The organism is Chitinophaga filiformis, assembly GCF_900102545.1.
Taxonomy (GTDB): Bacteria; Bacteroidota; Bacteroidia; order Chitinophagales; family Chitinophagaceae; genus Chitinophaga; species Chitinophaga filiformis.
This window is the reverse complement of the sequence record NZ_FNBN01000016.1, coordinates 19,683-45,553: the sequence shown is the minus strand read 5'-3', so window position 1 is coordinate 45,553 and position 25,871 is coordinate 19,683. Positions and strand designations below refer to the sequence as shown.

The window sequence follows — 25,871 nt, the reverse complement described above, 5'->3', positions numbered from 1 at the left end:
ATTCTTGATTGCATTATTTATACCGCAGGTAATAAATCTGAACTGTAATCCTGCTTTTCGTATTCCTGTTGTCGCCCAGGATGGCACGGTCAAATGTACCAAGACCAGCCGATCTCGGAGGCAGCAATGCCAGTCCTCTTCGCGAATTATCAGTACTGTTTAATTGTGCAATGCAATAATTGGTAATATCGTAAGTATAGGCGGTTGTCTGATTATAGATAGGATCAAGTACGAGGTTACCATATTGTACGCCGCCAGTGGTCGGTGAAACAAGTGTATCCTCTATAACATTGCCATCTTTGATAACGCCAAGTACCATTCTGTTAGGAAGAGTGTATGGATATTTGTAGGTCGCTTTTTCCGGTCTTACGGTGAGCGTAGCCCGCATAATCTTTGAAAACTTGCTCAGCTGGTTGAACGTGTGCAGATAAGGGAAGTCGATACGACCGATGATGTTCGTCAGCGGTTGCACAAACAGCCTGTTGTCTGCTTCAGTAGAAGGCAGCAACTTCTTGCTCGGACTCAATGTGGCCAGCGGAGAGCCTGAAGGGCGTTGCACATCAACATGATTGAACTGTACAGATGTATTATAAACAGGGAAGTCAATGTATGCCTGTACAATCTCACCCGGAGTAGTGTGATAGAAAAGGCGCAGGTTCAGGGAATCGTCTGCCCTGAAAGAGTTGATCACCTGGCTGTTGGCGCCTGGCTTCAGTGCAAGGCCTTTAAAGTATTTGTTGAACTGGAGCTGATTGGTAATGGTTTGCGAGTTTTTATCGCAGAGCGCAAAGAACTCTTTTCCCAATACGTCATCCAGTCTTATTTTAAATACGGAGTCACGGTGAGGACGTATCTTCATTTGCCTGCTACCCAGTGGGGTAGGATCTGTGGCGAATGAGGCACGACTATACATGAAAGTGCTGTTTCCGAGCCTTTTGATCTCCTCCTGCACACGGTATACTTCCAGGTGCTGGGTCAGGGTAGTATCACCATAAAAGTCTGTTTTAGGATGCACCAATAATATAAGGGAGTCAAAAATAGCCCTGTCAGGAACAGCAGTACCGCTAAAGGCTTTTAGTTGCCAGTATGAAGTAGTTGAAATTTTTCCGAAGAACGGATCGTCGGCAGTACCACAGAGGGCTACGCCAAGATTTGATGTAGGAACAGAATCCAGGTACGCCGTGCTCATGCTCATGGTAATGGTATCTGTTACCAGAAATTCCGTACCATTCTCATCTGTGATATTATCATATACAAAACCCTCCTTATCACAGGCGGCGGCGCCAGTGATCAATAATGCACAAACCAGGTATTTACAGGCCACTTTGGCGCGGATACTTTTATTCATGGAGCGCAATTTTAGACAGGAACCCAACTTCACGCTGATTTAATATGCGAACAGGCTCTTTTTATCGACGAATAACCTTCGGCACTCTTTGTGCTACTGCTGGGGTAGCAAGGTGCTGTACATGGTAAAAAACCAGTTGGCAGATAAAAAGACCTGATTTGTCTGTCAAAAGTCCCCAAACATCTATTTCGTGATTGAGCTTAAATAAGTGCGGATAATTTTGGCAGCTATTAAAAAAGTAAAAATAACTTATGCGCTATTTAAAAGTATGTTTTCTGGGACTGGCAGTACTTACATTGGCCTCCTGTTCATCAAGCGACGACACGACTAAGCTGGGTAACTGGGTAAGAAGGGCAGATTACCAGGGAGACGCCAGAAGGGAAGCAGTGAGCTTTGTGATCGGTGATACAGCGTATGTAGGAACTGGCACCAGTGGTGTTGATGGTGGTACCTGGTTAAGTTCTTTTTATAAATATGATCCGGTAAAGGATAACTGGACCATAATAGCGACTATGGCGGATAAAAATGATCCTACCAGAGATCTTTCCCGTACCGGTGCCGCAGCTTTCGCCGCAGCTGGTAAAGGTTATGTAACAACCGGTAGCGATTCCGACCTGAAAACACTGAAAGACACCTGGGCATACGATCCTGCTACCAACAGCTGGGAGAGCAGAGCTGATTTTCCTGGCACTGGCCGCTACTACGCAGTAGGTTTCGGTTTAAAAGGTATGGGTTATGTAGGTACCGGCTATGATGGCGGTAACAACATGAGCGATTTCTATAAATATAACCCTTCCAGCAACACCTGGTCACCAGCTAACTCTCTGAAAGATAAAAGAAGACAGGCTGTTGCTTTCGTGATTGGCGATAGCGCATACGTGGTAACCGGTTCCGGTGCAGGTACAACTCCTACCCGTATGTATTCATATGATGCTGACCACGACCAGTGGAATGAGAAAGCTAAGATCGAAAACGCTACAGATGATTCTTTCGATGATGACTATTCTTCCATCGCCCGTTATGGTGCTGTGGCATTTGTGATCAATAACAAAGGTTATCTGACTACCGGTTCAAGCGCTACTACCTGGGAGTATGATCCAATCAACGACCGTTGGACTGAAAAGACTGCTTTCGATGGTGCAAGCCGTACTTCAGCAGTAGGCTTTACTGTTAAAGGAAAAGGTTTCGTAGGTACTGGTTATTCTTCCAGCACTTACCTGGATGATCTGTTCGAATTCTTCCCAGATCAGGAAAATGATACTAATGACTAATTACAAGTCTATTCTTATTGTGAGTATGCCGGTACTGGCAGCCACGCTGTTCTTTACAGCCTGTCAGCAGCCGTCAAAACAAACAGAAAGAACTGAACATATTGAAGAGGCGCCAGCTACCGCAATGCACGACAGCATTGCGGTAGTTACGTTTCAACCCGAAGGGGGAGGATGGGGCTTCAAGATCAATAAAGGGTCTCACAATTACATTGAACAACCTTTCATACCCGTGATTATGGGCAGAACGCCTTTTAAAACAGAGGCCGATGCCAGGAAAGTGGGTGAACTCCTAGCCGCCAAGCTTAGGAAAAATCCCGGAGGACTACCGGACCTAACCAGGCAGGAACTACTTGACATGAAAATAGCCGGTGTAGAGTAGCACTAAAAGCTCCCCGGTAGATATATTGTAACTTATATTAATATTGGCCATAGTACTGTATTTGGCCATAGAGACTTTTTGTTCCCCGGAAATTTTAACATTCCTTTTACTACGCTTAACAAATTTTAACAGCCTCTTTACGGGAATTGAGTGTAAGTTTATCGCGCTTTTGGGCTACATGATAAATTTAAAACAACTCTATAGGAACCGGTTATTCAATATAGGACTACATATTGTGGTTTGGACCTGTTTCCTGTTTTTTCCTTTTTTTATCTACCGGATCAAGATCCAGCATCCCTGGTTCTTCGCCCGGGAAATAGTTGATAACCTCTTCCTCATAGGATTGTTTTATCTCAATTTTTATGTACTGATCCCCCGGTTTTTCACATTAAAGAAAATAGTCTACTATCTGTCTTTTGTTGTATTGACCCTGGTCTTCATCATTATGCAACAGGCAGTTACAGAGTATGTTTTCTGGAAAACGTTCGCCTCGCAGGAAACGGTGATAGCGCCAGACAGGGATAGGGATGCGGGTTTTGCTCCGCCACCTCCCTTTATGCGGTACCATTTACTGGAGGGCCGGCTGCATGCAAAGGCGAGATACCAGGAACGGATAACTCCGGTATATGCAGGTGCTACGCTGAATGACTCGATCAGGAAAAGAGAATTTATCAATGCCCGAAGTGAACTGTCTTTCCTCGACTATATCCTTTTCCCGGAAATATTGCGGAAGTCGGTTTTTGCAGCATTGCTCATGCTTTTTATGAGCGGCTTTATCAAGATCGCACAGGAATGGTTTAAGAGTGAACAGCAAAGGGAGGCGCTGAAAGTGGAGAATCTGAACGCAGAATTAAAATTTTTAAAGTCTCAGATTAATCCTCACTTCCTTTTCAACTGTCTAAACACTATCTATTCCCTGGCGCATAAACATTCCGCGCAGACAGAACACGCCATCGTCAAGCTGTCTACGATCATGCGGTACATGATTTATGACTCTAACGAAGACAAAGTGCAGCTGCAACAGGAGCTGCAATACCTGGAGGATTATATTGATATTCAACGTTTGAGATTACCGGACGATATAGTAGTGGATTATGCGGTGCAGGGAAATCCGGTAGGATTGAAAATAGAGCCCATGTTGCTGGTGCCATTTGTTGAGAATGCCTTTAAACATGGGATCAGTTATGCCGAACCGTCTTTCATTGCCATTGCCCTGGCTATCGAAAGAAACCAGGTGAGGCTGGTAGTAGAAAACAGTCGCTTCAGAAAGCGTGTGGCCGAGAAAGGGGGAATAGGCCTGCAGAATGTGCGTAAACGGTTGGAACTATTGTATACCGGAGACCATGATCTGGAAATCACAGAATCAGAAAACCAATTTATTGTTGATTTAAAAATCGTGTTGAAAAATGATCAGGTGCATAGCGGTGGATGATGAACCACTGGCATTGGAAATAATTACTGACTTCGCCAGGAAAGTTCCTTTCCTGCAGCTGGTCGGCACATTTGAGAATGCAACGGAGGCGCTACGTTTTTTACAGGAAGAGCGGGTGGATCTGCTGTTCCTCGATATTAAGATGCCGGATATTACCGGTATTCAGTTGATGAAATCCCTGAAGTATCCGCCGATGGTGATCTTTACCACTGCATATGGAGAGTATGCGCTGGAAGGATTCGATCTTGAAGTGGTGGATTACCTGTTGAAACCCGTGCCCTTTGAGCGTTTTCTCAGAGCCGCTACCAAGGCCCTGGAACTGAGAAGTATGTCTCAGCAGAAGAACGGGGACAGCAACAACGGGCATGTTAATGACTACATCTTTATCAAGACAGAATACAAGATCATTAAGATCAACCTGGAAGATATTTTATTCATCGAAGCACTGAAAGATTATACGAAAATTTATACACCATTTCAGCCAGTACTTACACTGCGCAGTCTCAAATCATTTGAAACACGTTTACCTGCAGATAAATTCATCAGGGTGCATCGCTCTTATGTTGTGTCGCTGAATAAGATCAATTCTGTAGAGAAAAATACCGTGATGATCGCCAACCAGTCTATTCCTATCAGTGATGGCTATAGGGAGAAGTTCTATGATGTGATCAACCGGAACAGTTAATCAGTCTGCAATATCAATAGCATAAAAAAGAAACGGTAAAGAGCCATCTGCTTTTTACCGTTTTCTTTTTATTAACTATTGGAGTATGATTGTTTAGACAATCTCTTTCAGTCTTGTGATCACTTCATCTATTTCTTCTTTCGTATTGTCTTTAGCGAAAGAGAAGCGTACGGCGATCCTGTTGGGATCACTGTTGATGGCGCGGATAACGTGAGAGCCTGCATCAGCGCCGGAAGTACAGGCACTGCCGCCGGATGCACAGATACCGTTGATGTCCAGGTTGAAAAGGAGCATTTCACTCTTCTCCGTTTTAGGGAAAGACACATTCAATACTGTGTACAGACTGCGACCATAGAGATCGCCATTATGGCTCACACCGGGTATATGTTGTTTCAGCTGATCCATCATATACATGCGCAGATCATTGATGTACTTACTGTGTTCTTCCATGTGCTCAGTAGCCAGTTCCAGCGCTTTGGCGAAACCAACAATACCATATACATTCTCAGTACCGGCACGCATATTACGTTCCTGTGCACCGCCATGAATGAACGGCGTGATCTTTACATTTTCATTGATGTAAAGAATACCTACACCTTTAGGGCCATGGAACTTGTGACCAGAGCCATTGATGAAATGCACAGGCGTATTACGCAGGTCAAAAGCGTAATGTCCTACTGTCTGTACAGTGTCAGAATGGAAGATAGCGTCAAATTCCTTGCAGAGGTTACCCACTGCGTGAAGATCCAGCAGGTTGCCGATTTCGTTGTTGGCATGCATCAGGCTTACCAGGCAGCGTTCAGGAGAATTGGCCAGCAGCTCACGCAGGTGCGCCATATCCACATGACCATCGGGCTGCAGCCTTACATTACTCAGCCTGATCTTGTCTTTTGAATGGGCATGCTCCACGGAGTGGAGGGTAGCATGGTGCTCAATTTCAGAAGAAATGATATGCCTGCAACCCAGGTTGTGGATAGCTGCGTTTACCGCGGTATTGGTACTTTCAGTACCGCCTGAGGTAAAAAAGATCTCTCCCGGATGTGCGTTCAGGATCTTTGCAACGGATTTACGTGCGTTTTCGATGGCCAGCCTTGTTTCACGGCCATACGAATAGATGGAAGAAGGATTTCCAAACTTTTCTGTCAGGTAAGGCAGCATCACATCCAGCACGTCTTTATCCAGCGCCGTGGTGGCTGCATTATCAAAATAAATTCGTTTCAAGGTGGTGGTGGTTTTTGATAAAAAAATGCCGTTGGCGGACACAAATGTCTGATTTTTTTAGAAAATACAATACAAAAAGCAACCGGCGGATACAAATACATGCATCCGCCGGTTAAAATATTCTAAGTTATTGAAGATTAGTGCATAAACTCACGGATGTCCTGCATGATGCGTTTGGCGATGTTATCTGCCGTCGTCTCATTCTGGCTTTCCGCGTAAATACGGATAATAGGCTCTGTATTGGAAGTGCGTAAGTGTACCCAATCCCTGTCGAACTCTATTTTCAGACCGTCTTCTACGTTAATAGGCTGATTCCTGTACTTACCTTTGATCTTATCAAAGATGGTGGCTACATCCACACCCTTATCCAGTTCTATCTTGTTTTTGGAAATAAAGTAGTCAGGATAGCTGTTGCGCAGGGCTTTGAGGTTCTTTTTGCTCTGTGCCACATGGCTCAGGAAGAGACCAATACCGATCAGCGCATCGCGGCCATAGTGCAGGTCTGGTACAATGATACCGCCATTACCTTCACCACCTATCACGGCATTCACTTCCTTCATTTTGCGCACCACATTCACTTCTCCTACTGCGGAAGGATGGTATTCACCTCCGTTTTTCAGGGTCACATCTTTCAGCGCCTGTGTGGAAGAAAGGTTGGAAACGGTGTTCCCTTTGCGGCTTTTCAATATATAATCAGCTACTGCTACCAGGGTATATTCTTCACCGAACATACTGCCATCTTCACATACGAAGCAGAGGCGGTCTACATCAGGATCTACGGCAATACCAAGGTCAGCGCTGGACTTATTTACTTCATTGCTTAACGCAGTAAGGTTTTCTGGTAAAGGCTCGGGATTGTGGCTGAAACGGCCATTTACTTCATCGAACAGCACAGTTACTTCTTCTACTCCTAGTGCTTTCAGCAGGGCGGGAATGAAGATAGCGCCTGTAGAGTTGACAGCGTCTACCACTACCTTGAAGTTGCGGGCTTTAATAGCGGCAACATCTACCAGCGGATAGTTTACCACCATGTCAATGTGTTTCTGCAGGTAGCTGTCGTCTTTCTGGTAGGTGCCCAGTTTGCTGACATCAGCAAAAGAGAAATCTTCGCGTGCGGCGAGATCGAGTACTATGGCTCCGTCTTCGCCAGATATAAATTCGCCTTCACTGTTCAGCAGTTTCAGAGCGTTCCATTCTCTGGGGTTGTGGCTCGCTGTGAGAATGATACCACCAGCTGCCTGTTCTGCCTTTACAGCCACTTCAACCGTAGGAGTGGTAGAAAGGTCAAGATCCACAACATCCAGGCCCAATCCGTTCAGGGTAGCAACTACGAGCTGTTTCACCATTTCACCTGAAATGCGACCGTCCCGCCCTATTACTACTTTTTTATTATCGGATTGTTTAATGAGCCATGTGCCGAATGCAGCTGTGAACTTTACAACATCGAGAGGAGATAGCCCTTCTCCTGGTTTGCCCCCGATAGTTCCGCGAATGCCAGAAATCGATTTGATCAGTGCCACGAATTTCAATTTTTAAAGGAAGGGCAAATATAAAATTACAATCAGCAATAGACAAATGAATTAAATATGTAGGGCTCCTTTCTATTTAAATATTAATTTATACAGATGCGTTATAGTTTTAATGTGGGCTATTTATATAGGGGTTAGGAAACTTTGCCCCGTTTTTCATTAATGCCACAGTTTAGCATACTTTTGCATGTCAAATTAATCAACAGCTACGTTTACATGAAATATTTATGGAAGAGTATACCCCGGTATATTCGATATGTGATTATCCAGGCCTTATTCCTATATCTCTTCATGGTCGTTTTTCGTCTGGTTTTCTTTCTGTTTTTCTTTAAGACCACCGTTACAGACAGCGGGGCTATCCTGAAGGCATGGACACTGGGCCTGCGTTTCGATATGCGTCTTGCCCTGATCCTGTCCGTTCCCTTATTGCTGCTTGCTTTTATTTTCAGAAATAACTTCTTTACAAAACCGGCCATCAGAAAGCCGGTTTTTGTGTATCTCTTCCTGGTGTACCTGGTACTGACATTTGCGTATGTGTTCGACCTGGGTCATTATGCTTACCTGGGCTTACGCATGGATCCTACCATTACCCGCTTTCTGGCTTCAGGAGAACGGGCAGACAATGCCAGGATGTTATGGCAGAGCTACCCGGTGGTGCGTACATTGGTGGGGATCGGTCTGTTCCTGTTCCTGATCACTTACCAGTTCATCCGTACTTATGGGCGACTGGCAAAGGAACCTGCTGTGAAGCTCAGTAACTGGAAATACAGCGGTTGGTTGTTCTCCATGGTGATCCTCTTTGCCGCCGGTATTTATGCGAGTATCGCCTACTTTCCCTTGCGCTGGAGCCAGGCCATGTTCACCAGGGATAACGGGGTGACTAGTCTTGCCCTGAATCCCGTGCTGTATTATGTTTCCAACATGTCTGGCAAAACGGATACCTACGATATAAAAAAGACGAGGGCGCTTTATCCCGTAATAGCGCAGTACCTGGGTGTACAGCAACCAGATGCGGAGAAACTGAACTTCGTACGGGATATTCCCGGTTCCGACAGGAAGAAAATGAACGTGGTACTGGTGATGCTGGAATCGACCGGAGCGGCTATCACCAGTATGTACAACAACCCGATGCAGCCTACGCCTAATATGAAAAGGCTGGCCGACAGCGGGATCCTTTTCCGCAACTTCTACGTGCCTGCTGTCAGTACCGCCAGAACGGTGTACGGTGTGACCGTGGGATTGCCCGACGTCAGTCTGACCAAAACAGCTTCCCGGCATCCGAAGATGATTGATCAGCGGGTGGTACTCGACCAGTTCAAGGGATACGAGAAATATTACATGCTGGGAGGAAATACTAACTGGGCCAATATCAGGGCGGTATTTACGAATAATGTGGACGGCATTAAGATCTATGAAGAAGGTTATTACAAGGCGCCTAAAGCGGACGTATGGGGCGTATCTGACTACGACCTGATTACCGAGTCTGACGAAATATTCAGGGATGCAGCTAAAAGGCAACAGCCTTTTGTGGCTTTCCTGCAGCTGGCAGACAATCATCCTCCCTATACGACTACAAACGGAGCCGGTGATTTTAAGAAATTGACAGAGAAAGATATTGATAAAGAGCAGTTTAAGAAATCGGGATTTGTGTCTATGGATCAGTTTAATGCTATCCGTTATGAGGATTATAACGTAGCGCACCTGATTGATCTGGCGAAAAAGGGAGGGTACCTGGATAATACCATCTTTATCATGTTTGGGGACCATAACTGTACCCTGAATCCTTATCATTTTATGCCTACCCCGGAGTATGAGCTGGTCAGCGGATCAGTGCATGCCACCTGCTTTATTTATGCCCCGGCCCTGATTAAGCCCCAGGTGATCAATTATGCGGTCAGCCTGGTGGATATTTACCCGACAATGGCCAAACTGGTAGGCATACCGGCTAAAAACTATACGCTGGGACAGGATATGCTGGATTCCACACGGACCAGCAGGTATGCTTTCGCCAGCTATGCCAAGAACCTCCAGGGCTATATCTCCATGATTGGGGAGCGTTATATGTATGAGATCAATACGAAGACCGACGCGGCTTACCTGTACGATATGCAGGGGGATCCGCTGAAAAATGTAAGCGCGCAATATCCGGATACAGCGAAAGCATTAGATAATTTAACGCGGGCATTTTACGAAAGCACCCGATATTTGATGTTTAATAATAAAAAATAGAGCTTTGGGGCGTTCATCTGATCATGGAAGTTTTTAATGAATTAGCAGTGGAAATTCAAAAACAATGGTTTAAAGATTGGTTCAATTCTCCTTATTATCACCTGTTGTACAATAACAGGGATAATGCAGAAGCAGCAACTTTTATAGACAAGCTGTTAAACTATCTGCATCCGACTGCTAATGCCACCATGCTGGACGTAGCCTGTGGTACCGGTCGTCATTCCAGTTACCTGGCATCAAAGGGGTATACTGTCACGGGTATCGACCTTTCTATCCGCAGCATCAACATTGCGAAAAAGCTGGAAAATGACCATCTCAGCTTTTACCAGCATGATATGCGCCTGCCCTTCAGAGTGAACTATTTTGATTTTGTATTTAACTTTTTTACCAGCTTTGGTTATTTTGATACGGAAAGGGAGAACGAGAATGCCCTGCGTACTATGCGGAATGCCCTGAAACCGGGAGGATGCCTGGTGCTGGACTACCTGAACAGTCCTTATGTGAAGTCGAACCTGGTGCCCTTTGAGGTGAAAGAGAAAGGAGAGGTGGTGTTCGATATTGCCCGTGAGGTGAATGATGGAAAATTCCAGAAGCAGATCAACATCCTGGACCGTTCCCGCTTATACCGGACCACATTTACCGAGAATGTAAGCGCCTTTAGCCTCCATGATTTTGAGGAAATGTTCGCCCACCAGGGTTTACAAATAACAGATATATTTGGAGACTATCATTTCAATAGTTACGATGAACAGCATTCGCCAAGACTGATCATCGTTGCGACAAAACATTAGCCATGCTGGAAAGATTGCTTAGACTGGATTACAAACTCTTTTTCTATATCAATAATGTGTGGCGGAATTCCGTGCTGGATGCTATCATACCCTGGTTAAGGGAGCCATATATATGGGCGCCGTTGTACCTTTTCCTGCTGTTGTTTGTGACGATCAACTATGGTTGGAGAGGTTTCTGGTGGATCGTCTTTTTCCTTGTTACTTTTGGACTGGCTGACCAGTCCAGCTTATATATCAAAGAGGCTGTAGGGCGGATAAGGCCATGCCGGGACCCGCTGATGCAGCATTTTGTGAGGGTATTGGTAGTATATTGCCCGGGCAGTGGGAGCTTTACCTCTTCCCATGCAACCAATCATTTTGCACTGGGCACTTTTTGTTTCCTCACTTTCAGGCATATTTCAAAATTATATGCCTCTCTGTTTTTTGTCTGGGCGCTGCTGATCTGTTATGCACAGGTATATGTCGGTGTTCACTACCCGCTGGATGTGATCGGAGGCGGTGTACTGGGTATCATCATAGGCACCCTGAGTGCCGGATTCTTTCAGCGGCGTATCAGACTGGAACCTGAATTAACAACATGAACTGGATCTTTCTTTTAATTATTTTACTGGCCACCTTAGGCGGCGGTTTAATTCCCATGATGGTAAGGAGGGTAACCCCCAACTTCCCGATTTACATGCTGGCATTTACCGGCGCCTGCCTGTTTGGCGTCACTATCATGCACCTCTTGCCTGAAGTGTATCATGAACTGGGGCATCAGGCCGGCATCTATATCGTACTGGGTTTTTTTCTGCAGGTAGCCCTGCAGGCATTGTCGCACGGAACAGAGCATGGTCATACCCATGTTCCGACAGATGGCCACCATCATGTACAGATCTTTCCCCTGTTGCTGGGATTGTCGATCCATGCTTTTATGGAAGGTATTCCACTGGGTTTCCAGTTTAAGGATCCCGCGGCCCTGGCTTCCCTGGTGATAGGTGTAGCTGCCCATAAGCTGCCGGAGGCGTTTACCCTGATCACCGTCATGATGCATGCCCATCAACGTGGAGCAAAGCTATGGCGCATCCTGATCATTTTTTCGCTGGTAACGCCTGTTGCAGCGCTGCTGGCATCTGTACTGGGGCAGCATTCTACCTATATTTCCAATATTACCGCTTACATCGTGGCCCTGGTGATAGGAGCATTTTTGCATATTTCTACCACCATTTTTTACGAAAGCGGTACCAAACACCATGAATTGAGCTATCGTAAAGTGATCGCCATAGCGGCAGGGCTGCTTTTAGCATTTCTTACCTTAATATTTGAATAATTCTTTATTTTTAGCCTTTTAAACATGGAAGTCGTCGTCATTATCCTCATCCTTATTTTACTAAATGGCTTATTCTCAATGTCTGAGGTCGCCATGGAATATGCACGTAAAGCAAGGCTGGAATATCTGGCCAATAAAGGGGATGAAAAGGCAAAAGCTGCGCTGAAACTGGCCAGCAATCCGGACAGGTTTATTTCCACTGTCCAGGTAGGCATCACACTTATCAGTATCTTAATAGGTATATTATCAGGTATCAGCCTCAAACCACGCCTGGTTGAATACATTTCCGGTTATCCACAATTAAGTCCTTATAGCGAGGGTATTGCCATTACCGTTATTGTGGTAGTGGTCACTTATTTTACGCTGGTAATAGGCGAGCTGGTGCCTAAACGCCTGGGTATCCTCCGCCCCGAAGCTATCGCCAGGCAAACGGCAGCTCCGATGACATGGGTGTCGATGATCACCTATCCGTTCATCTGGCTGCTGACTATCTTCACCAATATGGTGATGAATATTTTCAACCTGAAACCATCTGCTGATAACAATGTCACGGAAGAAGAGATTAAGGCGCTGATCAGCGAAGGTACTACCACAGGTGCAATAGAGGAGACCGAGCAGGAGATTATTGAAAGGGTGTTTCACCTGGGAGACCGTAACATTACCTCCCTCATGACACACCGCACAGATATCGTATACCTGGACATTCATGATCCGAAAGCGGTTATCCGCAGTAAGATCCTGGACAGCCCGCACTCGGTATACCCGGTATGTGATGACGTGATTGACAACATCCAGGGTATTATCACCATTAAGGACCTTTATACCGCAGCAGCCGATACAGGTCATGACCTGGCCCGTATCATGAAAAAGCCGCTGTTCGTACCAGAAAATAACTCCGCTTACCAGGTACTGGAAAAATTCAAGGAAACACAAAGCCACGCTGCATTTATAGTAGATGAATATGGTACTTTCCTGGGAATGATCACCCTGAATGATATACTGGAAGCCATTGTAGGAGACATGCCGGAAACCGGTCAGGACGATGACTATGAAATTGTGCGCCGGGATGATGGTTCCTACCTGGTAGATGGGCAGATCCCTTTCTATGATTTCCTCGCCAGATTTGACAAGGAAGACTGGATGGCGGAATTTGAACAGGAATTTGATACAATGGCAGGGTTTATCCTGCACCACCAGGAACATATCCCCAAGATCGGGGAAAAATTTGAGTGGAGGGGCTTCACCTTTGAAATCGTGGATATGGACGCTCACCGTATAGATAAAGTGTTGGTGGAAGCGCCTGCAGATGCCGTAGAAGAAGGCTGATATGACTTAAGGGGACGGACTGGTCTGATTACGAATTGTAAATGGCAGATACGTATGACTATCATACCGATAAATTGCGTAGTTCTCCATTTGTGATTCGTAATTGTTTTTTGCTAATTTTGAGCACTTTTTTACATAATCAAATAATTTAATTTAAATAATGGTTGTTTTAGGGAGTAAGGTGCTTTCACTGGACGAAGTGTACCGCGTGTTATTTAACGGGGAGGAGTTGAGTTTGGATGAAACGGCTTTGCAGCAGGTAACGCACAACTTTGAGTTTTTAAAGCAATTTGCCGCCAAGAAGCTCATCTATGGTATCAACACTGGTTTCGGCCCGATGGCGCAATATCGTATCAGCGAGAGCGATACCCATCAGTTACAGTACAATCTTATCCGCAGCCATAGCTCAGGAGCCGGCAAGTATATGCCGCCCCTGTTAACAAAAGGCCTCATGATAGCACGCCTCAGCAGCTTCATGCAGGCGCATTCCGGTGTACACCCTGAAGTGGTGATCCTGCTCCGGGACCTGATCAATAAGAACGTTTATCCTTGCATATATGAGCACGGTGGCGTAGGCGCCAGCGGCGACCTCGTACAGCTGGCCCATCTGGCGCTGGTACTGATCGGTGAGGGAGAAGTAGTGTACGAAGGTGCATTGCGTCCTACAGCAGAAGTATATGCCCAGCTAGGTATCAAACCTATGGGAGTACATATTCGTGAAGGACTGGCTGTGATCAATGGTACTTCAGCTATGACCGGTATCGGTCTGGTGAATATCATCGAAGCCAAGAAACTGCTGGGTTGGAGCTGCATCCTGTCGGCCATGATCAACGAAGTAGTAGAGGCGTTTGATGACCACCTTTCCAAAGAACTGAATGCTGTGAAGCTTCATGAGGGACAGAATAAGGTAGCGGCTGCCATGCGCGACATCCTGAAAGATAGTAAGATGATCAGGCACCGTCCTGACCATTTCTATAAAGAACTGGAAGAAGAGATCTTTAAGGATAAAGTACAGGAGTATTACTCCCTGCGTTGTGTGCCACAGGTATTAGGACCTATTTACGATACACTGGCAGCAGCTGAGAAGATCGTTGTACAGGAACTGAATTCCGTGAGCGACAACCCGGTAGTGGATCATCACCAGGAGAATGTGTTCCACGGTGGTAACTTCCATGGAGACTATATCTCCCTGGAAATGGATAAGGTGAAGATCGCGATCACCAAGTTGTCTATGTTGTCTGAAAGACAATTGAACTACCTGATGAACGAAAAGCTGAACCATAAGTTCCCGCCGTTCATGAACCTGGGTAAACTGGGGCTGAACTTCGGTATGCAGGGTATCCAGTTTACCGCTACATCTACAGTGGCAGAGAACCAGACTTTGTCCTTCCCGATGTATGTGCATAGCATTCCCAACAATAACGACAACCAGGATATTGTAAGCATGGGATGTAATGCAGCATTGATGACCAACCGTGTTATCGAAAATACATACGAGGTACTGGCGATCCAGGTAATGACGATGTTACAGGCGGTTGATTACCTGAACTGTCACGCGAAACTGTCATCCTTCTCACACCGCATATACAGTGAAGTAAGGGCAATTTTTCCTAAATTTATTGAAGACAGTCCTAAGTATAAAGACGCTAAAAAGATCAAGGAATACCTGTTACAGCATGATCCTGAAATAGCATGGTAACCTCTAAAACAAATAACGGATGAAATGTGCTTTAATAACAGGTGGCTCCAGGGGTATAGGTAGGGCAATATGCGTGAAGATGGCCGAGTTGGGGTACTATGTAATTATCAATTATAAAGGCAACGAAGCCGCAGCCAATGAAACACTGGAAGCGGTAAGAGCTAAGGGAAGTGATGGGGAACTGCTGCAGTTTAATGTAGGCAATAATGAGGAAGTACAGGCTGTATTAGGCAGCTGGGTAGAGAATAATAAGGAGAAACAGATCCAGGTATTGGTGAATAACGCCGGTATCCGTGAAGATAACCTGTTGTTCTGGATGAACAGCGACCAATGGAAGAATGTGCTGAATATCAGCCTGGATGGTTTTTTCAACGTTACCAAACAGGTGTTGAACAATATGCTGATGAAACGTTACGGACGCATCATCAATATTGTATCCCTATCCGGTATTAAAGGCCTTCCGGGCCAGACAAATTACTCTGCTGCCAAGGCAGGGGTAATTGGCGCCACAAAAGCGCTGGCGCAGGAAGTAGCCAAACGTGGGGTAACTGTTAACGCGGTAGCTCCCGGCTTTATTAAAACGGATATGACGGCTGAGCTAAACGAGAAAGAACTGGCTGCGCAGGTACCTATGAACCGTTTTGGTACACCTGAAGAAGTAGCAGAAGCTGTCGCATTTTTTGCATCTTCAGCATCCTCTTACATCACAGGAGAGGTGTTGTCGATTAACGGAGGATTATACACATGATGATAACCAGGAATGAAGGGCCAGCGTCGATAAGCTGATCTTACATTCCGGGGCCAAATTGATTTATATGAACAGAGTGGTGATCACAGGATTGGGAGTTTATTCCTGTATAGGTAAGAACCTGGAGGAGGTACGTGATTCTTTATATAAAGGAAAGTCGGGTATTATTCTGGACCCGGCCAGGAAGGCTTTCGGATACCGTTCCGGTTTGACCGGGTATGTAGATCGTCCCGACCTGAAAGGAGTGCTTGACCGCCGTGCCCGCATGATGATGCCGGAGCAGGCGGAATTTGCTTTTATGAGCACCCGTGAGGCACTGGAGCAGGCAAAAATAGATCCGGATTATATCGAAAAGACGGAAGTAGGATTGTTGTTCGGTAACGACAGCTCTTCCAAGCCTGTGATAGAAGCAACGGACATTATGCGGGAAAAAAAGGATACCATGCTGGTAGGTTCCGGTTCTGTATTCCAGACCATGAACTCTACCGTGAATATGAACCTCGCCACTATCTTCAAGCTGAGGGGAATTAACTTCAGCGTGAGTGCAGCCTGTGCGAGCGGTTCTCATGCCATTGGCCTGGGATATATGTTCATCCGCAATGGTATGCAGGATTGTGTGGTATGTGGCGGTGCCCAGGAGATCAATATCTACTCCATGGGTAACTTCGATGCCATCGCAGCATTCTCTGTAAGAGAAAATGACCCTGAGAAAGCCAGTCGCCCGTTTGACCGTGACCGTGATGGCCTGGTTCCCAGCGGTGGTGCAGCTACCGTGATCCTGGAAAGCCTGGAATCGGCACAGCGCAGGGGAGCAAACATCCTGGGAGAAGTGATCGGTTATGGATTCTCTTCCAATGGCGCACATATTTCTAATCCGACAATAGACGGACCCGTGCGTTCCCTGCAGATCGCTTTGCAGGATGCAGGACTACAGCCGAAAGATATTGAGTATATCAATGCGCACGCCACCAGTACACCGGCAGGAGATGCGAGTGAAGCAGCAGCCATCGACCAGGTATTTGGCGGATCAAGACCATATGTCAGCTCTACCAAGTCAATGACAGGGCATGAATGCTGGATGGCAGGAGCAAGCGAAATTGTTTATTCCATGCTGATGATGCAGAACGGTTTTATTGCGCCGAATATTAACCTGGAGAACCCCGACGGAGCTGCCGCCAGATTAAATATCAATAACACTACCATTAGTAAAGATTTTAATATATTTTTGTCTAATTCCTTTGGCTTTGGGGGAACCAATTCTTCCCTGATAGTCAGAAAATGGACAAAGTAAATAGTTAACTGTCAACACTTTATTGCCGTAAAAGAGGCAATATTTAATATCTGCCCGGATATTTATACCTTTGAGGGACTAAAAACAGATGCAAGGAAGGTTGATTAGCTAAACTATCATTTGAGGTAAATTTATAAGGTACATAGGCCCGGATTAACAGCCAATCTAAGCGAACATTTTAATCTGATAATCACGTATATAGCTCAACCTATATCCTAGAGTTACACTGATATGGACAAACAAGAAATCATACAAATCACGAATGCATTCCTGGTAGAGGAATTTGAAGCGGATGGAAGCAAAATAACGCCTGATGCCAACCTGAAGTCTACCCTCGATCTGGATAGCCTGGACTACATTGACCTGGTAGTAGTAATTGAAAATAATTTCGGATTTAAGGTAAATCCTGAAGATTTTCAGGGAATAGCCACTTTCCAGAATTTTTACGACTACGTGGCTGATCGTATCAAACAAAAAGAACTGGTATAATGCCTTCCTGGGAGGGGAAATCCAAGGGAAATAAGCTGGGGTACAGTATTTTTATCGGGACATTGCGTTATGGGGGCGTACTGCCTGCTTATGTATTACTAAGGTTTGTTGCCGCATATTATTTTCTGTTCTCCTACAGCTCTTCACGCCCCATTTTTCAATATTTTCATACCAGGGTAGGATATGGCTGGTGGCGGTCATTGATCGGCGTATACCGGAATTATTATGTATTCGGTCAGGTGCTGATCGACAAGGTCGTCGTAATGTCCGGCGTCAGGAACAAGTTCACCTTCGAATTTGAGGGGGAGCATTACCTGCGGGAAATTACCGCTGCCGGTAAAGGAGGTATCATGCTCAGTGCTCACCTGGGTAACTGGGAAGTGGCCGGACACCTGTTCCAGCGCCTGGAAACGCGTATCAATATTGTCATGTTTGATGGCGAGCATGAGCGGATCAAGCAATATTTGTCATCTGTGACGGGTGAACGTAATGTGAATATTATTGTTATTAAGGATGATTTGTCGCACATTTACGCTATTAATGAAGCGCTGAGCAATCAGGAGCTGGTGTGTATGCATGCAGACAGGTTCCTGGAAGGCAATAAAACGGTAACCGCATCCTTTATGGGTGCAGATGCACGCTTCCCGGCAGGACCTTTCCTGCTGGCAGCTACATTCAGGGTGCCCGTATCGCTTGTATTTGCTTTTAAGGAAACCAGCAGCCATTATCACTTATATGCAACTCAGCCAAGGGAATACCATGGCCGCCGCAGGCAGGGCGTAGAAACTGCCGTTCAGGATTTTGTTCAGGAACTGGAGGGAATGGTCAAGAAATACCCTGAACAATGGTTTAACTATTACGATTTTTGGGAAATACCGGAAGATAAATAAGCAGATTTTTATGTTCATCCACACCGACAACGTTACAGCATATATACCGCAACGCACACCAATAGTAATGATCAGCGGCATATTGGAAGTAAAGGATAATATTACCCGCACCGGCCTGCAGATCGCAGCCGATAACCTTTTTGTGGAAGATGGCGTGCTGAAATCACCCGGACTACTGGAGAACATGGCGCAAACTGCCGCCGCCCGCGTTGGATATGTAGCCCTGCAGGAAAATACCCCTGTTCCTATCGGCTTCATTGGCGCGGTAAAAGATTTTGAAGTGTTTGAGTTTCCTCCCGCAGGTTCCTTTATTGAAACCACCACGGAGATACAGAGTCAGGTTTTCAACGCTACCATGGTAGCTGCCAGAGTGACTCTGAATGGAAAGGTAATGGCGCAATGTGAATTAAAAATTTTCATAAACCCATAAATCCATTTGTAATGACCACCTTAAAAAAATGCCTGCTGGCAAGTTTTGCTTTAGTATTCGTGTGCCTGTCTGCCGGAAATAGCCAGGCACAGACCCTGAAAGAATTTTTCAGCAATGAATCCACTCCATTGACTTATCTCGGCGTTGATTTTTCTGCCACTAAAATAGAGGGAGAAACAGCAACTGCCGCGGAGATTGTCAGCAAGTTTGAGCCGATCAATAACGTGATCGTTACAGAAGTCAAAAAATACGACGTTGCCGGCGCCTTCAAAAGGACCAATGTAAGCAACTTCCTGGAGGCTGTCCAGAAGCTCAATGCAGAAGTGAATCCCGCTACTATCAAAGCTAATGGTGTGGCTGACCTGGAAAAAGGTCTGACTCCTGCAGATATTGACAAACATGTGAAGAAGTATGATCTCCATGGTCAGAAAGGTATCGGCCTGGTATTTATCATGGATGGCATGAGTAAGACTAACAAGGAAGCTTACGTATACGCTACACTGATAGACCTCTCCAGCAAAAAAGTACTGCTGACAGAACGTTTTACCGGTAAAGCGCAGGGCTTTGGTTTCCGTAACTACTGGGCTTATACCATCTACAAAGTGCTGAATTCCATCGATAATGGAAAATATAAAGAGTGGAAAAGCAAATCTGCAGCCACTGCCGAAACAAGGGTAGCCGGTGTAAAAAGCCAGGCCAGCCTGCTGTAATTAATCCGGAAAAATAAGATGATGAGTCCTGTATTGACCGAGAGTGCGAATATACTTGTGAAGTTCAATGAAGCCGATCCGCTGGGAATAGTATGGCACGGACATTATATTCGCTATTTTGAAGATGGGAGGGAGGCTTTCGGTGAAAAATACGGACTGCGTTATCTCGATATTTATAAAGAAGGTTATACCGTACCTGTTGTGAACGTACAATGCAATTATAAGCGTTCACTGAGATACGGAGACCGTGTAGTTGTGGAAACCACTTATGTGAATACAGCTGCTGCAAAGATCAGGTTCGAATACAAACTCTACAACTTTGCTACCGGCGAGCTGGTAGCTGACGGAAGTTCCCTCCAGGTTTTCCTGGACGTGCCTACATCTGCTTTGCAACTGACCATCCCGCCGTTTTTTGAAAAATGGAAAACGCAGTACGGACAGATCATTGCTCCTAATAATGTGAAAAGATGAAAAGTGTGTATGTAGTGGCCGATAATATCCTGTCGCCACTAGGTAGAACAACAGAAGAAAACTTTGTAAATGTAAGGAATGGCCTGGGCGGCATCCGGCTGCATGACGACCTGTCTCTGTCGACAGCGCCGTTCTATGCGGCTATGATGGCTCCTGATCAGCTGGAGAAAAGCTGGAATGAGGAAAGCCTGGAACAGTATACAAAGTTTGAACAGCTGTTGATATTATCCGTGCAGAATGCACTGGACAGAACGTCCATTGACATTACGGATGGCCGTACCGCTTTCATCGTATCCACCACAAAAGGGAACATTGAACTGCTGGAGCAGCAGGAAGATCCTGCCAATGCTCCTCTGCAGGAAATGGAATTGTCCCACACTGCGAAAAAAGTAGCAAAGTATTTTCAGTATACAGAAGATCCTATAGTAGTCAGCAACGCCTGCATTTCAGGGTTGCTGGCTATTTTAACTGCCAGAAGGCTGATCCTGTCCGGCCGTTATGACCATGCAGTGGTGACTGGGGCAGATGTGGTGACCAGGTTTGTATTATCTGGTTTCCAGTCTTTCCAGGCCGTCAGCAATGAGCCATGCCGGCCTTTCGATGCCGACCGTAAAGGAGTGACATTGGGAGAAGGAGCCGCTACTGTGATACTGACCAGCAATGAAGCATACATTACGCCTTCTTCCATCCGTGTAGGAGCAGGAGCGGTGAGTAATGATGCCAATCACATTTCCGGGCCTTCCCGCACAGGCGCAGAGCTGAGTATAGCGATGCAGAAAGCGATGAAGGGTTCAGGACTGACACCGGCCGATATCGGTTTTGTTTCTGCTCATGGTACCGCAACGCTGTACAATGATGAAATGGAATCCAAAGCGCTGCACCTCGCAGGATTGCTGGAGGTGCCTGTAAACAGCCTGAAAGGGTATTACGGGCATACCCTGGGTGCTGCGGGATTGATAGAAGCGGTGATAGGCATGCATGCGCTGCAGCAGCAACTGGTCATTCCCACACTGGGATTCCAGTCGCTCGGCGTACCTCACCCGGTAAATGTGAGCAACCAGCTAAGCAGCAGACCAATGCAGCATTTCCTGAAAACAGTATCCGGTTTTGGCGGTTGTAATGCAGCCATGATATTTTCGAAATAACTAATCTTAATTCAGAATGGAGTTTTTTACTAAAGAAACGAAAACAGCACTACAGGCGCAGGAAGCAGCATTGAGACTGGCTTTTGCACCGATAGCATTTCAGGCAACCCGTGCCCTGCGTGATATGGGCATCCTGCAGGCTATCAGTGACGCAGGACAAAAGGGACTGACCATTGAAGAAGTATTGGAAAAAGTATCGTTGTCCCGTTATGCTGTGCGCGTATTGCTGGAAGCGGGTCTCGGTATTGAACTGCTTATCGTGAACGATAAGCGATACATTCTGACAAAGACAGGTTATTTTATTCTGCACGATAAACTGACCCGCATTAATATGGACTTCTCCCAGGACATCTGCTACCGCGGTATGGACCACCTGCAGGAGAGTTTAAGGGAAGGCCGTCCTGCCGGATTAAAGGAGCTGGGCCCCTGGGAAACGATCTATCCCGGACTACCATTGCTGCCACCAGAAATAGGCAAGAGCTGGTTTGATTTTGATCATTATTACTCGGATCTGGCATTTCCACAGGCATTGCCGATCGTATTTGAAAATAAACCCCGGACCCTGCTGGACATTGGCGGTAATACCGGGAAATGGACACTGGCCGTAACTGCATATGATGCAGATGTGAAAGTGACCATGTTTGACCTGCCAGGAGAGATCGCTATTGCACAACAGCGCACGAAGGAAGCTGGCGTGGCAGACCGTGTGTCTTTCCATGAAGCTAACATCCTGGATGAAAGCCTGCCTTTCCCTTCCGGATTTGACGCTATCTGGATGAGCCAGTTCCTGGATTGCTTCTCAGAAGAGCAGATCGTTTCCATCCTGAAACGTTGTCGTGAGGCACTGACAGAGAACGGTACCATCTTCATCCTGGAACCATTCTGGAACAGACAGCCGTTTAAATCGGCCGCTTTCTGTCTCCAGCAGACATCATTGTATTTTACCGCTATGGCAAATGGCAACAGCCAGATGTATCATACGGACGATTTCTTTAAATGTATTGAAGACGCGGGACTACAGATAGTTGAAGAAAATAACCAGATGGGACTTAGCTACACACTGTTAAAATGTAAAAGAAAGTAGTCTCCATAACACCACTCCATAAAACATATCCATGACAACAGAAAAGGTAGACGTATTAGTCATCGGTGCGGGCCCTTCGGGTACAGTGGCTGCATCTATCATCCATCAGGCAGGTTATTCTGTGAAAATAGTGGAGAAGCTGAAATTCCCCCGTTTTGTGATCGGGGAAAGCCTCCTGCCACGCAGTATGGAAGCCCTGGAAGAAGCCGGTTTTATTGAAGCTATTAAGGCAAAAGGCTTCCAGCAGAAGTATGGCGCCAAGTTCGTAAAAGGTGACCGCGTGTGCGACTTTACCTTTAAAGAACAATACACGCCGGGGTGGAACTGGACCTGGCAGGTAACCAGGGCCGATTTCGACAAGACGCTGGCAGATACTGTAGAGGCGATGGGGGTACCTGTTTCCTATGAAACAACAGTAACAGACATCCGCTTCAATGGCTCTGATTCTGTGACCACCGTTGAAGATATAAATGGCAATAAAAGTGAGATAGCTGCCCGTTTCATCGTGGATGGCAGTGGATATGGCAGGGTGATCCCCCGCCTGTTTAACCTGGAGAAAAATTCTAACCTGCAACCACGTAAGGCTTTGTTTGCCCACACGGTAGACGCACGCCGTTCTATGGCAGATGAGCCTAACCGTATTACCGCAGTAGTACATAAACCAGGTACCTGGATCTGGATCATTCCTTTCTCCACCGGCGTAACCTCTGTAGGTTTTGTAAGCGATCCTGCGTTTTTTGATGCGTTTCCTGGTACACCAGAGGAGCAATACCGGGCTATGCTGGAAGCAGAACCTTATACAAGGGAGCGTTTCCGCGATGTGGAACTGGTATTCGAGCCGCGGATACTGCAATCATGGTCTGCCACTACAGATAAATTCTATGGAGAAGGATTCGTACTGACAGGCAACGTGACAGAATTTCTGGACCCTATTTTCTCTTCTGGCGTAACTTTGGCCTGCGTTTCTGCGCAGACTGCAGCTAAACTGGTGATCCGCAAGCTGAAAGGTGAAGCGGTTGACTGGGAAAAGGAATACATGGAGCCAACTATGCAGGGTGTGAATACTTTCCGCTCTTATGTGATGGCCTGGTATGAAGGTACCCTGGACAAGATCTTCTTCTCCGAGAATCCGCTTCCGGAGGTAAAGAATCAGATCTGTTCGGTACTCGCGGGATATGTATGGGACCTTAGCAATCCTTTTGTGCAAAATCATGATACAGCACTGAAGCGTTTGGCGCGCACTATTGAATTAACACAAATAATAAAACAGGATCAATAGCTTGTACAACGGCGAGGCATATATAACGGGAACCTGTGTGGTCCGGAACAACCGGATATACAGGGATGGGGTGTTGTTACTGGAAACACCGCAGGAGCAGGAGTTAACAGACTTTCTGCGCGCGGGATATGACCAGGTTTCCGGTCAGTATCCTAAGTTCCATAAAATGGACCCGCTGAGTAAGCTTGGGTGGCTGGCAGCAGAAGTGTTGCTAAAGGATGCTCCGCTGAACAGCTATCCGCCCGAAAGTGTAGGCCTGATACTGGCAAATAAAAGCGCCAGTCTCGACACCGACCTGCGATACTTTGATACGGTGAAAGATATTGCCAGTCCGGCTCTGTTTGTATACACACTATCCAATATCGTAATGGGCGAGATCAGTATCCGTCATGGTTTCAAAGGAGAGAATGCCTTTTTTACCGCTGATGCATTTGACCCGGGATTCATGGCAGGATATATCAGCCAGCTGTTCCTGGAGAATGCTGTTTCCGCCTGTCTTTGCGGATGGGTGGAAGTGATGGGGCCTGTGTATGAGGTGATCATGTACAAGGTAGAGCGCAGCGGCGGGGAATTGGTGTTCAACGCAGACAATCTGCAGAAAGCAGGAAGTATTTAAACTTAATTTACAGTAATAATTATCATGGAAAAATTGATGGCGGCGCTGAAAGCCCAGATAGTAGAGCAGTTGAACCTGCAGGAAGTAAAGCCTGAAGATATCGGGGATGATCAGCCCTTATTCAAGGATGGATTGGGTCTGGACTCTATCGATGCATTGGAAATAATTGTGCTGCTGCAGCAGCATTACGGCATCCGTATTGCAAATCCTGAGCAGGGGCCGGAAATATTCCATTCTGTGCGTACCATCGCTGAATTTATTACCGCGCATCAAACCGCTAAATAATGCATAGTGATGTATGGATTGCCGGAGGTGGCGTCATTTGCGGCATAGGGAACAACCTGTCTGAATGCCTGACAGCATTCGAGCGTATGGAGCCCGGTATGGCCCATATGGAGTATCTGCACTCCGTGCACCGCCATACATTTCCGGTAGTGGAAGTAAAGGCATCCAACGCCACCCTGGCTGGTTGGACAGGCATGTCTGAAAAGATCAGCCGTACCGCCCTGCTGAGCCGTGTGGCTGCACAGGAAGCCTGGAACAGTACCGGACTTGGAGATATCAGCCAGTACCGCGTAGGTTTTGTTTCTGCAAATACAGTGGGCGGTATGGACAAGACGGAAGACTTCTTTGCAGATTATCTGCAGGATCCTTCAAAAGGTCATCTGAGCCAGGTGGTACATCATGAATGTGGCGCTATTACTGAGCTGGTGGCCGATGCAATGGGCATCCGTCATCATATGTCAACGATCAGTACGGCCTGTTCCTCCAGTGCCAATGCATTGATGTATGGAGCAAGGCTGATTAAGAATAACATGGTGGATGTGGTGATAGCCGGCGGTACCGACGCGCTGACCCGCTTTACACTGAATGGTTTTAATACACTGATGATACTCGATCCTGCGGCCTGTCGCCCCTTTGATGATACCCGTACCGGGTTGAATCTGGGAGAAGGAGCAGGATATGTAGTACTGATCAGTGATGCACTGGCAGCAGAACTGCCTGCCAGTCATCAGCCCTGGTGCCGGTTGAGCGGTTATGCCAATGCCAACGATGCTTACCATCAGACCGCTTCTTCTCCGGATGGCACAGGCAATTTCCTGGCTATGCAAAGTGCCCTGGAAATGAGTGGTATCAAGCCGGAAGATATCGATTATATCAACCTGCATGGTACCGGTACCCAGAATAATGACTCGGCAGAAGGTTCGGCCATTGCCCGCCTTTTTGCACCGCATTATCCTCCGGTAAGCAGTACAAAATCCTTTACCGGGCATACATTGGGCGCCAGTGGAGGTATCGAAGCCGTTTTTTCTGCCTGGGCAGTGAAAGAAGGAGTGATCTATCCTAACGCGAATTTCAGTAAGCAGATGAAAGAGCTGCCTTTTTCACCTGTTACAAAATTTTCTGCCGGGCGCCAGCTGCAGCATGTGATGTCAAACTCTTTTGGATTTGGCGGTAACTGTTCCAGCCTGGTATTTTCAAAAAATGCGCAATCATAA

General features: G+C 46.4%; 26 protein-coding genes. 23 read left to right on the top strand and 3 right to left on the bottom strand.

From position 1 onward, the window contains the following. Window positions 1-13: 13 nt before the first annotated feature. Window positions 14-1,348 (bottom strand): DUF4270 family protein, encoded by a 1,335-nt coding sequence (locus BLR32_RS33130; protein WP_089838902.1) that lies wholly within the window; start codon window positions 1,346-1,348, stop codon window positions 14-16. Between the two features lie 251 nt (window positions 1,349-1,599). Here BLR32_RS33130 and BLR32_RS33125 point away from each other — a divergent pair, with 251 nt between their 5' ends. The 4 genes from BLR32_RS33125 (at window position 1,600) to BLR32_RS33110 (ending at window position 5,115) form a co-directional block, all read left to right on the top strand. Continuing rightward, window positions 1,600-2,619 carry a Kelch repeat-containing protein gene (locus BLR32_RS33125; protein WP_089838900.1) on the top strand — a complete coding sequence of 340 codons (1,020 nt, stop codon included), beginning with the start codon at window positions 1,600-1,602 and terminating at the stop codon, window positions 2,617-2,619. After that, entirely contained in the window at window positions 2,612-2,998 is a 387-nt protein-coding gene (locus BLR32_RS33120) for a DUF4907 domain-containing protein (protein WP_176842521.1), read from the top strand. Before BLR32_RS33125 ends, BLR32_RS33120 begins: the two co-directional genes overlap by 8 nt. Before the next feature lie 178 nt (window positions 2,999-3,176). After that, entirely contained in the window at window positions 3,177-4,430 is a 1,254-nt protein-coding gene (locus tag BLR32_RS33115; RefSeq protein WP_089838896.1) for a sensor histidine kinase, read from the top strand. After that, window positions 4,405-5,115, top strand: a complete 711-nt coding sequence (locus BLR32_RS33110) for a LytR/AlgR family response regulator transcription factor (RefSeq protein WP_089838894.1) — start codon at window positions 4,405-4,407, stop codon at window positions 5,113-5,115. Before BLR32_RS33115 ends, BLR32_RS33110 begins: the two co-directional genes overlap by 26 nt. A gap of 93 nt (window positions 5,116-5,208) precedes the next feature. On the opposite strand, the gene BLR32_RS33105 is transcribed toward BLR32_RS33110, so the two are convergent. Both BLR32_RS33105 and glmM read right to left on the bottom strand, forming a co-directional pair. Further along, entirely contained in the window at window positions 5,209-6,336 is a 1,128-nt protein-coding gene (locus BLR32_RS33105) for a cysteine desulfurase family protein (RefSeq protein ID WP_089838972.1), read from the bottom strand. A gap of 137 nt (window positions 6,337-6,473) precedes the next feature. Then, window positions 6,474-7,856, bottom strand: a complete 1,383-nt coding sequence (glmM, locus tag BLR32_RS33100; RefSeq protein WP_089838970.1) for a phosphoglucosamine mutase — start codon at window positions 7,854-7,856, stop codon at window positions 6,474-6,476. A 225-nt stretch (window positions 7,857-8,081) separates the two neighbouring features. On the opposite strand from glmM, the gene BLR32_RS33095 reads away from it, so the two are divergent. The 19 genes from BLR32_RS33095 to BLR32_RS33005 all read left to right on the top strand — a co-directional run bounded on the left by BLR32_RS33095 (window position 8,082) and on the right by BLR32_RS33005 (window position 25,871). Beyond that, a complete protein-coding gene (locus BLR32_RS33095) occupies window positions 8,082-10,094 on the top strand; it encodes an LTA synthase family protein (protein WP_176842520.1) in 2,013 nt (670 codons plus the stop codon). A 47-nt stretch (window positions 10,095-10,141) separates the two neighbouring features. Next, window positions 10,142-10,885, top strand: coding sequence for a class I SAM-dependent methyltransferase (locus BLR32_RS33090; RefSeq protein WP_245705588.1), 744 nt, complete (start codon window positions 10,142-10,144; stop codon window positions 10,883-10,885). A 2-nt stretch (window positions 10,886-10,887) separates the two neighbouring features. Continuing rightward, complete coding sequence (locus tag BLR32_RS33085) at window positions 10,888-11,466, top strand: phosphatase PAP2 family protein (RefSeq protein ID WP_089838888.1); 579 nt, start codon at window positions 10,888-10,890, stop codon at window positions 11,464-11,466. After that, window positions 11,463-12,194, top strand: a complete 732-nt coding sequence (locus BLR32_RS33080; RefSeq protein ID WP_089838886.1) for a ZIP family metal transporter — start codon at window positions 11,463-11,465, stop codon at window positions 12,192-12,194. The genes BLR32_RS33085 and BLR32_RS33080 overlap by 4 nt, the downstream gene beginning before the upstream one ends. 24 nt (window positions 12,195-12,218) lie before the next feature. Beyond that, on the top strand, window positions 12,219-13,520 hold the full coding sequence (locus tag BLR32_RS33075) for a hemolysin family protein (RefSeq protein WP_089838884.1): 1,302 nt from the start codon (window positions 12,219-12,221) through the stop codon (window positions 13,518-13,520). 160 nt (window positions 13,521-13,680) lie between these two features. Beyond that, window positions 13,681-15,219: a flexirubin biosynthesis tyrosine ammonia-lyase FlxA gene (locus BLR32_RS33070; protein WP_089838882.1), complete on the top strand. Its 1,539-nt coding sequence runs from the start codon at window positions 13,681-13,683 to the stop codon at window positions 15,217-15,219. A 19-nt stretch (window positions 15,220-15,238) separates the two neighbouring features. Further along, the gene (fabG, locus tag BLR32_RS33065) at window positions 15,239-15,967 is read left to right on the top strand and encodes a flexirubin biosynthesis SDR family reductase FlxB (RefSeq protein WP_089838880.1); all 729 of its coding nucleotides are present in this window, start codon (window positions 15,239-15,241) and stop codon (window positions 15,965-15,967) included. Window positions 15,968-16,034: 67 nt separating this feature from the next. Continuing rightward, window positions 16,035-17,258, top strand: coding sequence for a beta-ketoacyl-[acyl-carrier-protein] synthase family protein (locus tag BLR32_RS33060; protein ID WP_089838878.1), 1,224 nt, complete (start codon window positions 16,035-16,037; stop codon window positions 17,256-17,258). A gap of 231 nt (window positions 17,259-17,489) precedes the next feature. Then, the gene (locus BLR32_RS33055; RefSeq protein ID WP_089838876.1) at window positions 17,490-17,747 is read left to right on the top strand and encodes an acyl carrier protein; all 258 of its coding nucleotides are present in this window, start codon (window positions 17,490-17,492) and stop codon (window positions 17,745-17,747) included. After that, window positions 17,747-18,637, top strand: coding sequence for an LpxL/LpxP family acyltransferase (locus BLR32_RS33050; protein ID WP_089838874.1), 891 nt, complete (start codon window positions 17,747-17,749; stop codon window positions 18,635-18,637). The genes BLR32_RS33055 and BLR32_RS33050 overlap by 1 nt, the downstream gene beginning before the upstream one ends. A gap of 10 nt (window positions 18,638-18,647) precedes the next feature. Beyond that, the gene (locus tag BLR32_RS33045; protein ID WP_089838872.1) at window positions 18,648-19,067 is read left to right on the top strand and encodes a hotdog family protein; all 420 of its coding nucleotides are present in this window, start codon (window positions 18,648-18,650) and stop codon (window positions 19,065-19,067) included. 11 nt (window positions 19,068-19,078) lie between these two features. Continuing rightward, the gene (locus BLR32_RS33040) at window positions 19,079-19,777 is read left to right on the top strand and encodes a hypothetical protein (RefSeq protein ID WP_089838870.1); all 699 of its coding nucleotides are present in this window, start codon (window positions 19,079-19,081) and stop codon (window positions 19,775-19,777) included. An 18-nt stretch (window positions 19,778-19,795) separates the two neighbouring features. Next, window positions 19,796-20,248 carry an acyl-CoA thioesterase gene (locus tag BLR32_RS33035; protein WP_245705586.1) on the top strand — a complete coding sequence of 151 codons (453 nt, stop codon included), beginning with the start codon at window positions 19,796-19,798 and terminating at the stop codon, window positions 20,246-20,248. Further along, a complete protein-coding gene (locus tag BLR32_RS33030) occupies window positions 20,245-21,393 on the top strand; it encodes a beta-ketoacyl-[acyl-carrier-protein] synthase family protein (protein ID WP_089838866.1) in 1,149 nt (382 codons plus the stop codon). Before BLR32_RS33035 ends, BLR32_RS33030 begins: the two co-directional genes overlap by 4 nt. A 16-nt stretch (window positions 21,394-21,409) precedes the next feature. Beyond that, window positions 21,410-22,477 (top strand): methyltransferase, encoded by a 1,068-nt coding sequence (locus BLR32_RS33025; protein ID WP_089838864.1) that lies wholly within the window; start codon window positions 21,410-21,412, stop codon window positions 22,475-22,477. A gap of 31 nt (window positions 22,478-22,508) precedes the next feature. After that, window positions 22,509-23,756 carry an NAD(P)/FAD-dependent oxidoreductase gene (locus tag BLR32_RS33020; protein WP_089838863.1) on the top strand — a complete coding sequence of 416 codons (1,248 nt, stop codon included), beginning with the start codon at window positions 22,509-22,511 and terminating at the stop codon, window positions 23,754-23,756. A gap of 37 nt (window positions 23,757-23,793) precedes the next feature. Further along, complete coding sequence (locus BLR32_RS33015; protein WP_143011672.1) at window positions 23,794-24,372, top strand: beta-ketoacyl-[acyl-carrier-protein] synthase family protein; 579 nt, start codon at window positions 23,794-23,796, stop codon at window positions 24,370-24,372. Between the two features lie 24 nt (window positions 24,373-24,396). Next, the gene (locus tag BLR32_RS33010) at window positions 24,397-24,657 is read left to right on the top strand and encodes a phosphopantetheine-binding protein (protein ID WP_089838859.1); all 261 of its coding nucleotides are present in this window, start codon (window positions 24,397-24,399) and stop codon (window positions 24,655-24,657) included. Further along, window positions 24,657-25,871, top strand: coding sequence for a beta-ketoacyl-[acyl-carrier-protein] synthase family protein (locus BLR32_RS33005; RefSeq protein ID WP_089838858.1), 1,215 nt, complete (start codon window positions 24,657-24,659; stop codon window positions 25,869-25,871). The genes BLR32_RS33010 and BLR32_RS33005 overlap by 1 nt, the downstream gene beginning before the upstream one ends.

Coding starts and splice junctions, on each gene's coding strand:
- BLR32_RS33045 (WP_089838872.1), top strand. CDS start 18,648: ATGTTCATCCACACCGACAACGTTACAGCATATATACCGCAACGCACA.
- BLR32_RS33005 (WP_089838858.1), top strand. CDS start 24,657: ATGCATAGTGATGTATGGATTGCCGGAGGTGGCGTCATTTGCGGCATA.
- fabG (WP_089838880.1), top strand. CDS start 15,239: ATGAAATGTGCTTTAATAACAGGTGGCTCCAGGGGTATAGGTAGGGCA.
- BLR32_RS33030 (WP_089838866.1), top strand. CDS start 20,245: ATGAAAAGTGTGTATGTAGTGGCCGATAATATCCTGTCGCCACTAGGT.
- BLR32_RS33095 (WP_176842520.1), top strand. CDS start 8,082: ATGAAATATTTATGGAAGAGTATACCCCGGTATATTCGATATGTGATT.
- BLR32_RS33080 (WP_089838886.1), top strand. CDS start 11,463: ATGAACTGGATCTTTCTTTTAATTATTTTACTGGCCACCTTAGGCGGC.
- BLR32_RS33085 (WP_089838888.1), top strand. CDS start 10,888: ATGCTGGAAAGATTGCTTAGACTGGATTACAAACTCTTTTTCTATATC.
- BLR32_RS33075 (WP_089838884.1), top strand. CDS start 12,219: ATGGAAGTCGTCGTCATTATCCTCATCCTTATTTTACTAAATGGCTTA.
- BLR32_RS33040 (WP_089838870.1), top strand. CDS start 19,079: ATGACCACCTTAAAAAAATGCCTGCTGGCAAGTTTTGCTTTAGTATTC.
- BLR32_RS33035 (WP_245705586.1), top strand. CDS start 19,796: ATGATGAGTCCTGTATTGACCGAGAGTGCGAATATACTTGTGAAGTTC.
- BLR32_RS33025 (WP_089838864.1), top strand. CDS start 21,410: ATGGAGTTTTTTACTAAAGAAACGAAAACAGCACTACAGGCGCAGGAA.
- BLR32_RS33050 (WP_089838874.1), top strand. CDS start 17,747: ATGCCTTCCTGGGAGGGGAAATCCAAGGGAAATAAGCTGGGGTACAGT.
- BLR32_RS33110 (WP_089838894.1), top strand. CDS start 4,405: ATGATCAGGTGCATAGCGGTGGATGATGAACCACTGGCATTGGAAATA.
- BLR32_RS33070 (WP_089838882.1), top strand. CDS start 13,681: ATGGTTGTTTTAGGGAGTAAGGTGCTTTCACTGGACGAAGTGTACCGC.
- BLR32_RS33060 (WP_089838878.1), top strand. CDS start 16,035: ATGAACAGAGTGGTGATCACAGGATTGGGAGTTTATTCCTGTATAGGT.
- BLR32_RS33120 (WP_176842521.1), top strand. CDS start 2,612: ATGACTAATTACAAGTCTATTCTTATTGTGAGTATGCCGGTACTGGCA.
- BLR32_RS33010 (WP_089838859.1), top strand. CDS start 24,397: ATGGAAAAATTGATGGCGGCGCTGAAAGCCCAGATAGTAGAGCAGTTG.
- BLR32_RS33115 (WP_089838896.1), top strand. CDS start 3,177: ATGATAAATTTAAAACAACTCTATAGGAACCGGTTATTCAATATAGGA.
- BLR32_RS33125 (WP_089838900.1), top strand. CDS start 1,600: ATGCGCTATTTAAAAGTATGTTTTCTGGGACTGGCAGTACTTACATTG.
- BLR32_RS33130 (WP_089838902.1), bottom strand. CDS start 1,348: ATGAATAAAAGTATCCGCGCCAAAGTGGCCTGTAAATACCTGGTTTGT.
- BLR32_RS33020 (WP_089838863.1), top strand. CDS start 22,509: ATGACAACAGAAAAGGTAGACGTATTAGTCATCGGTGCGGGCCCTTCG.
- BLR32_RS33055 (WP_089838876.1), top strand. CDS start 17,490: ATGGACAAACAAGAAATCATACAAATCACGAATGCATTCCTGGTAGAG.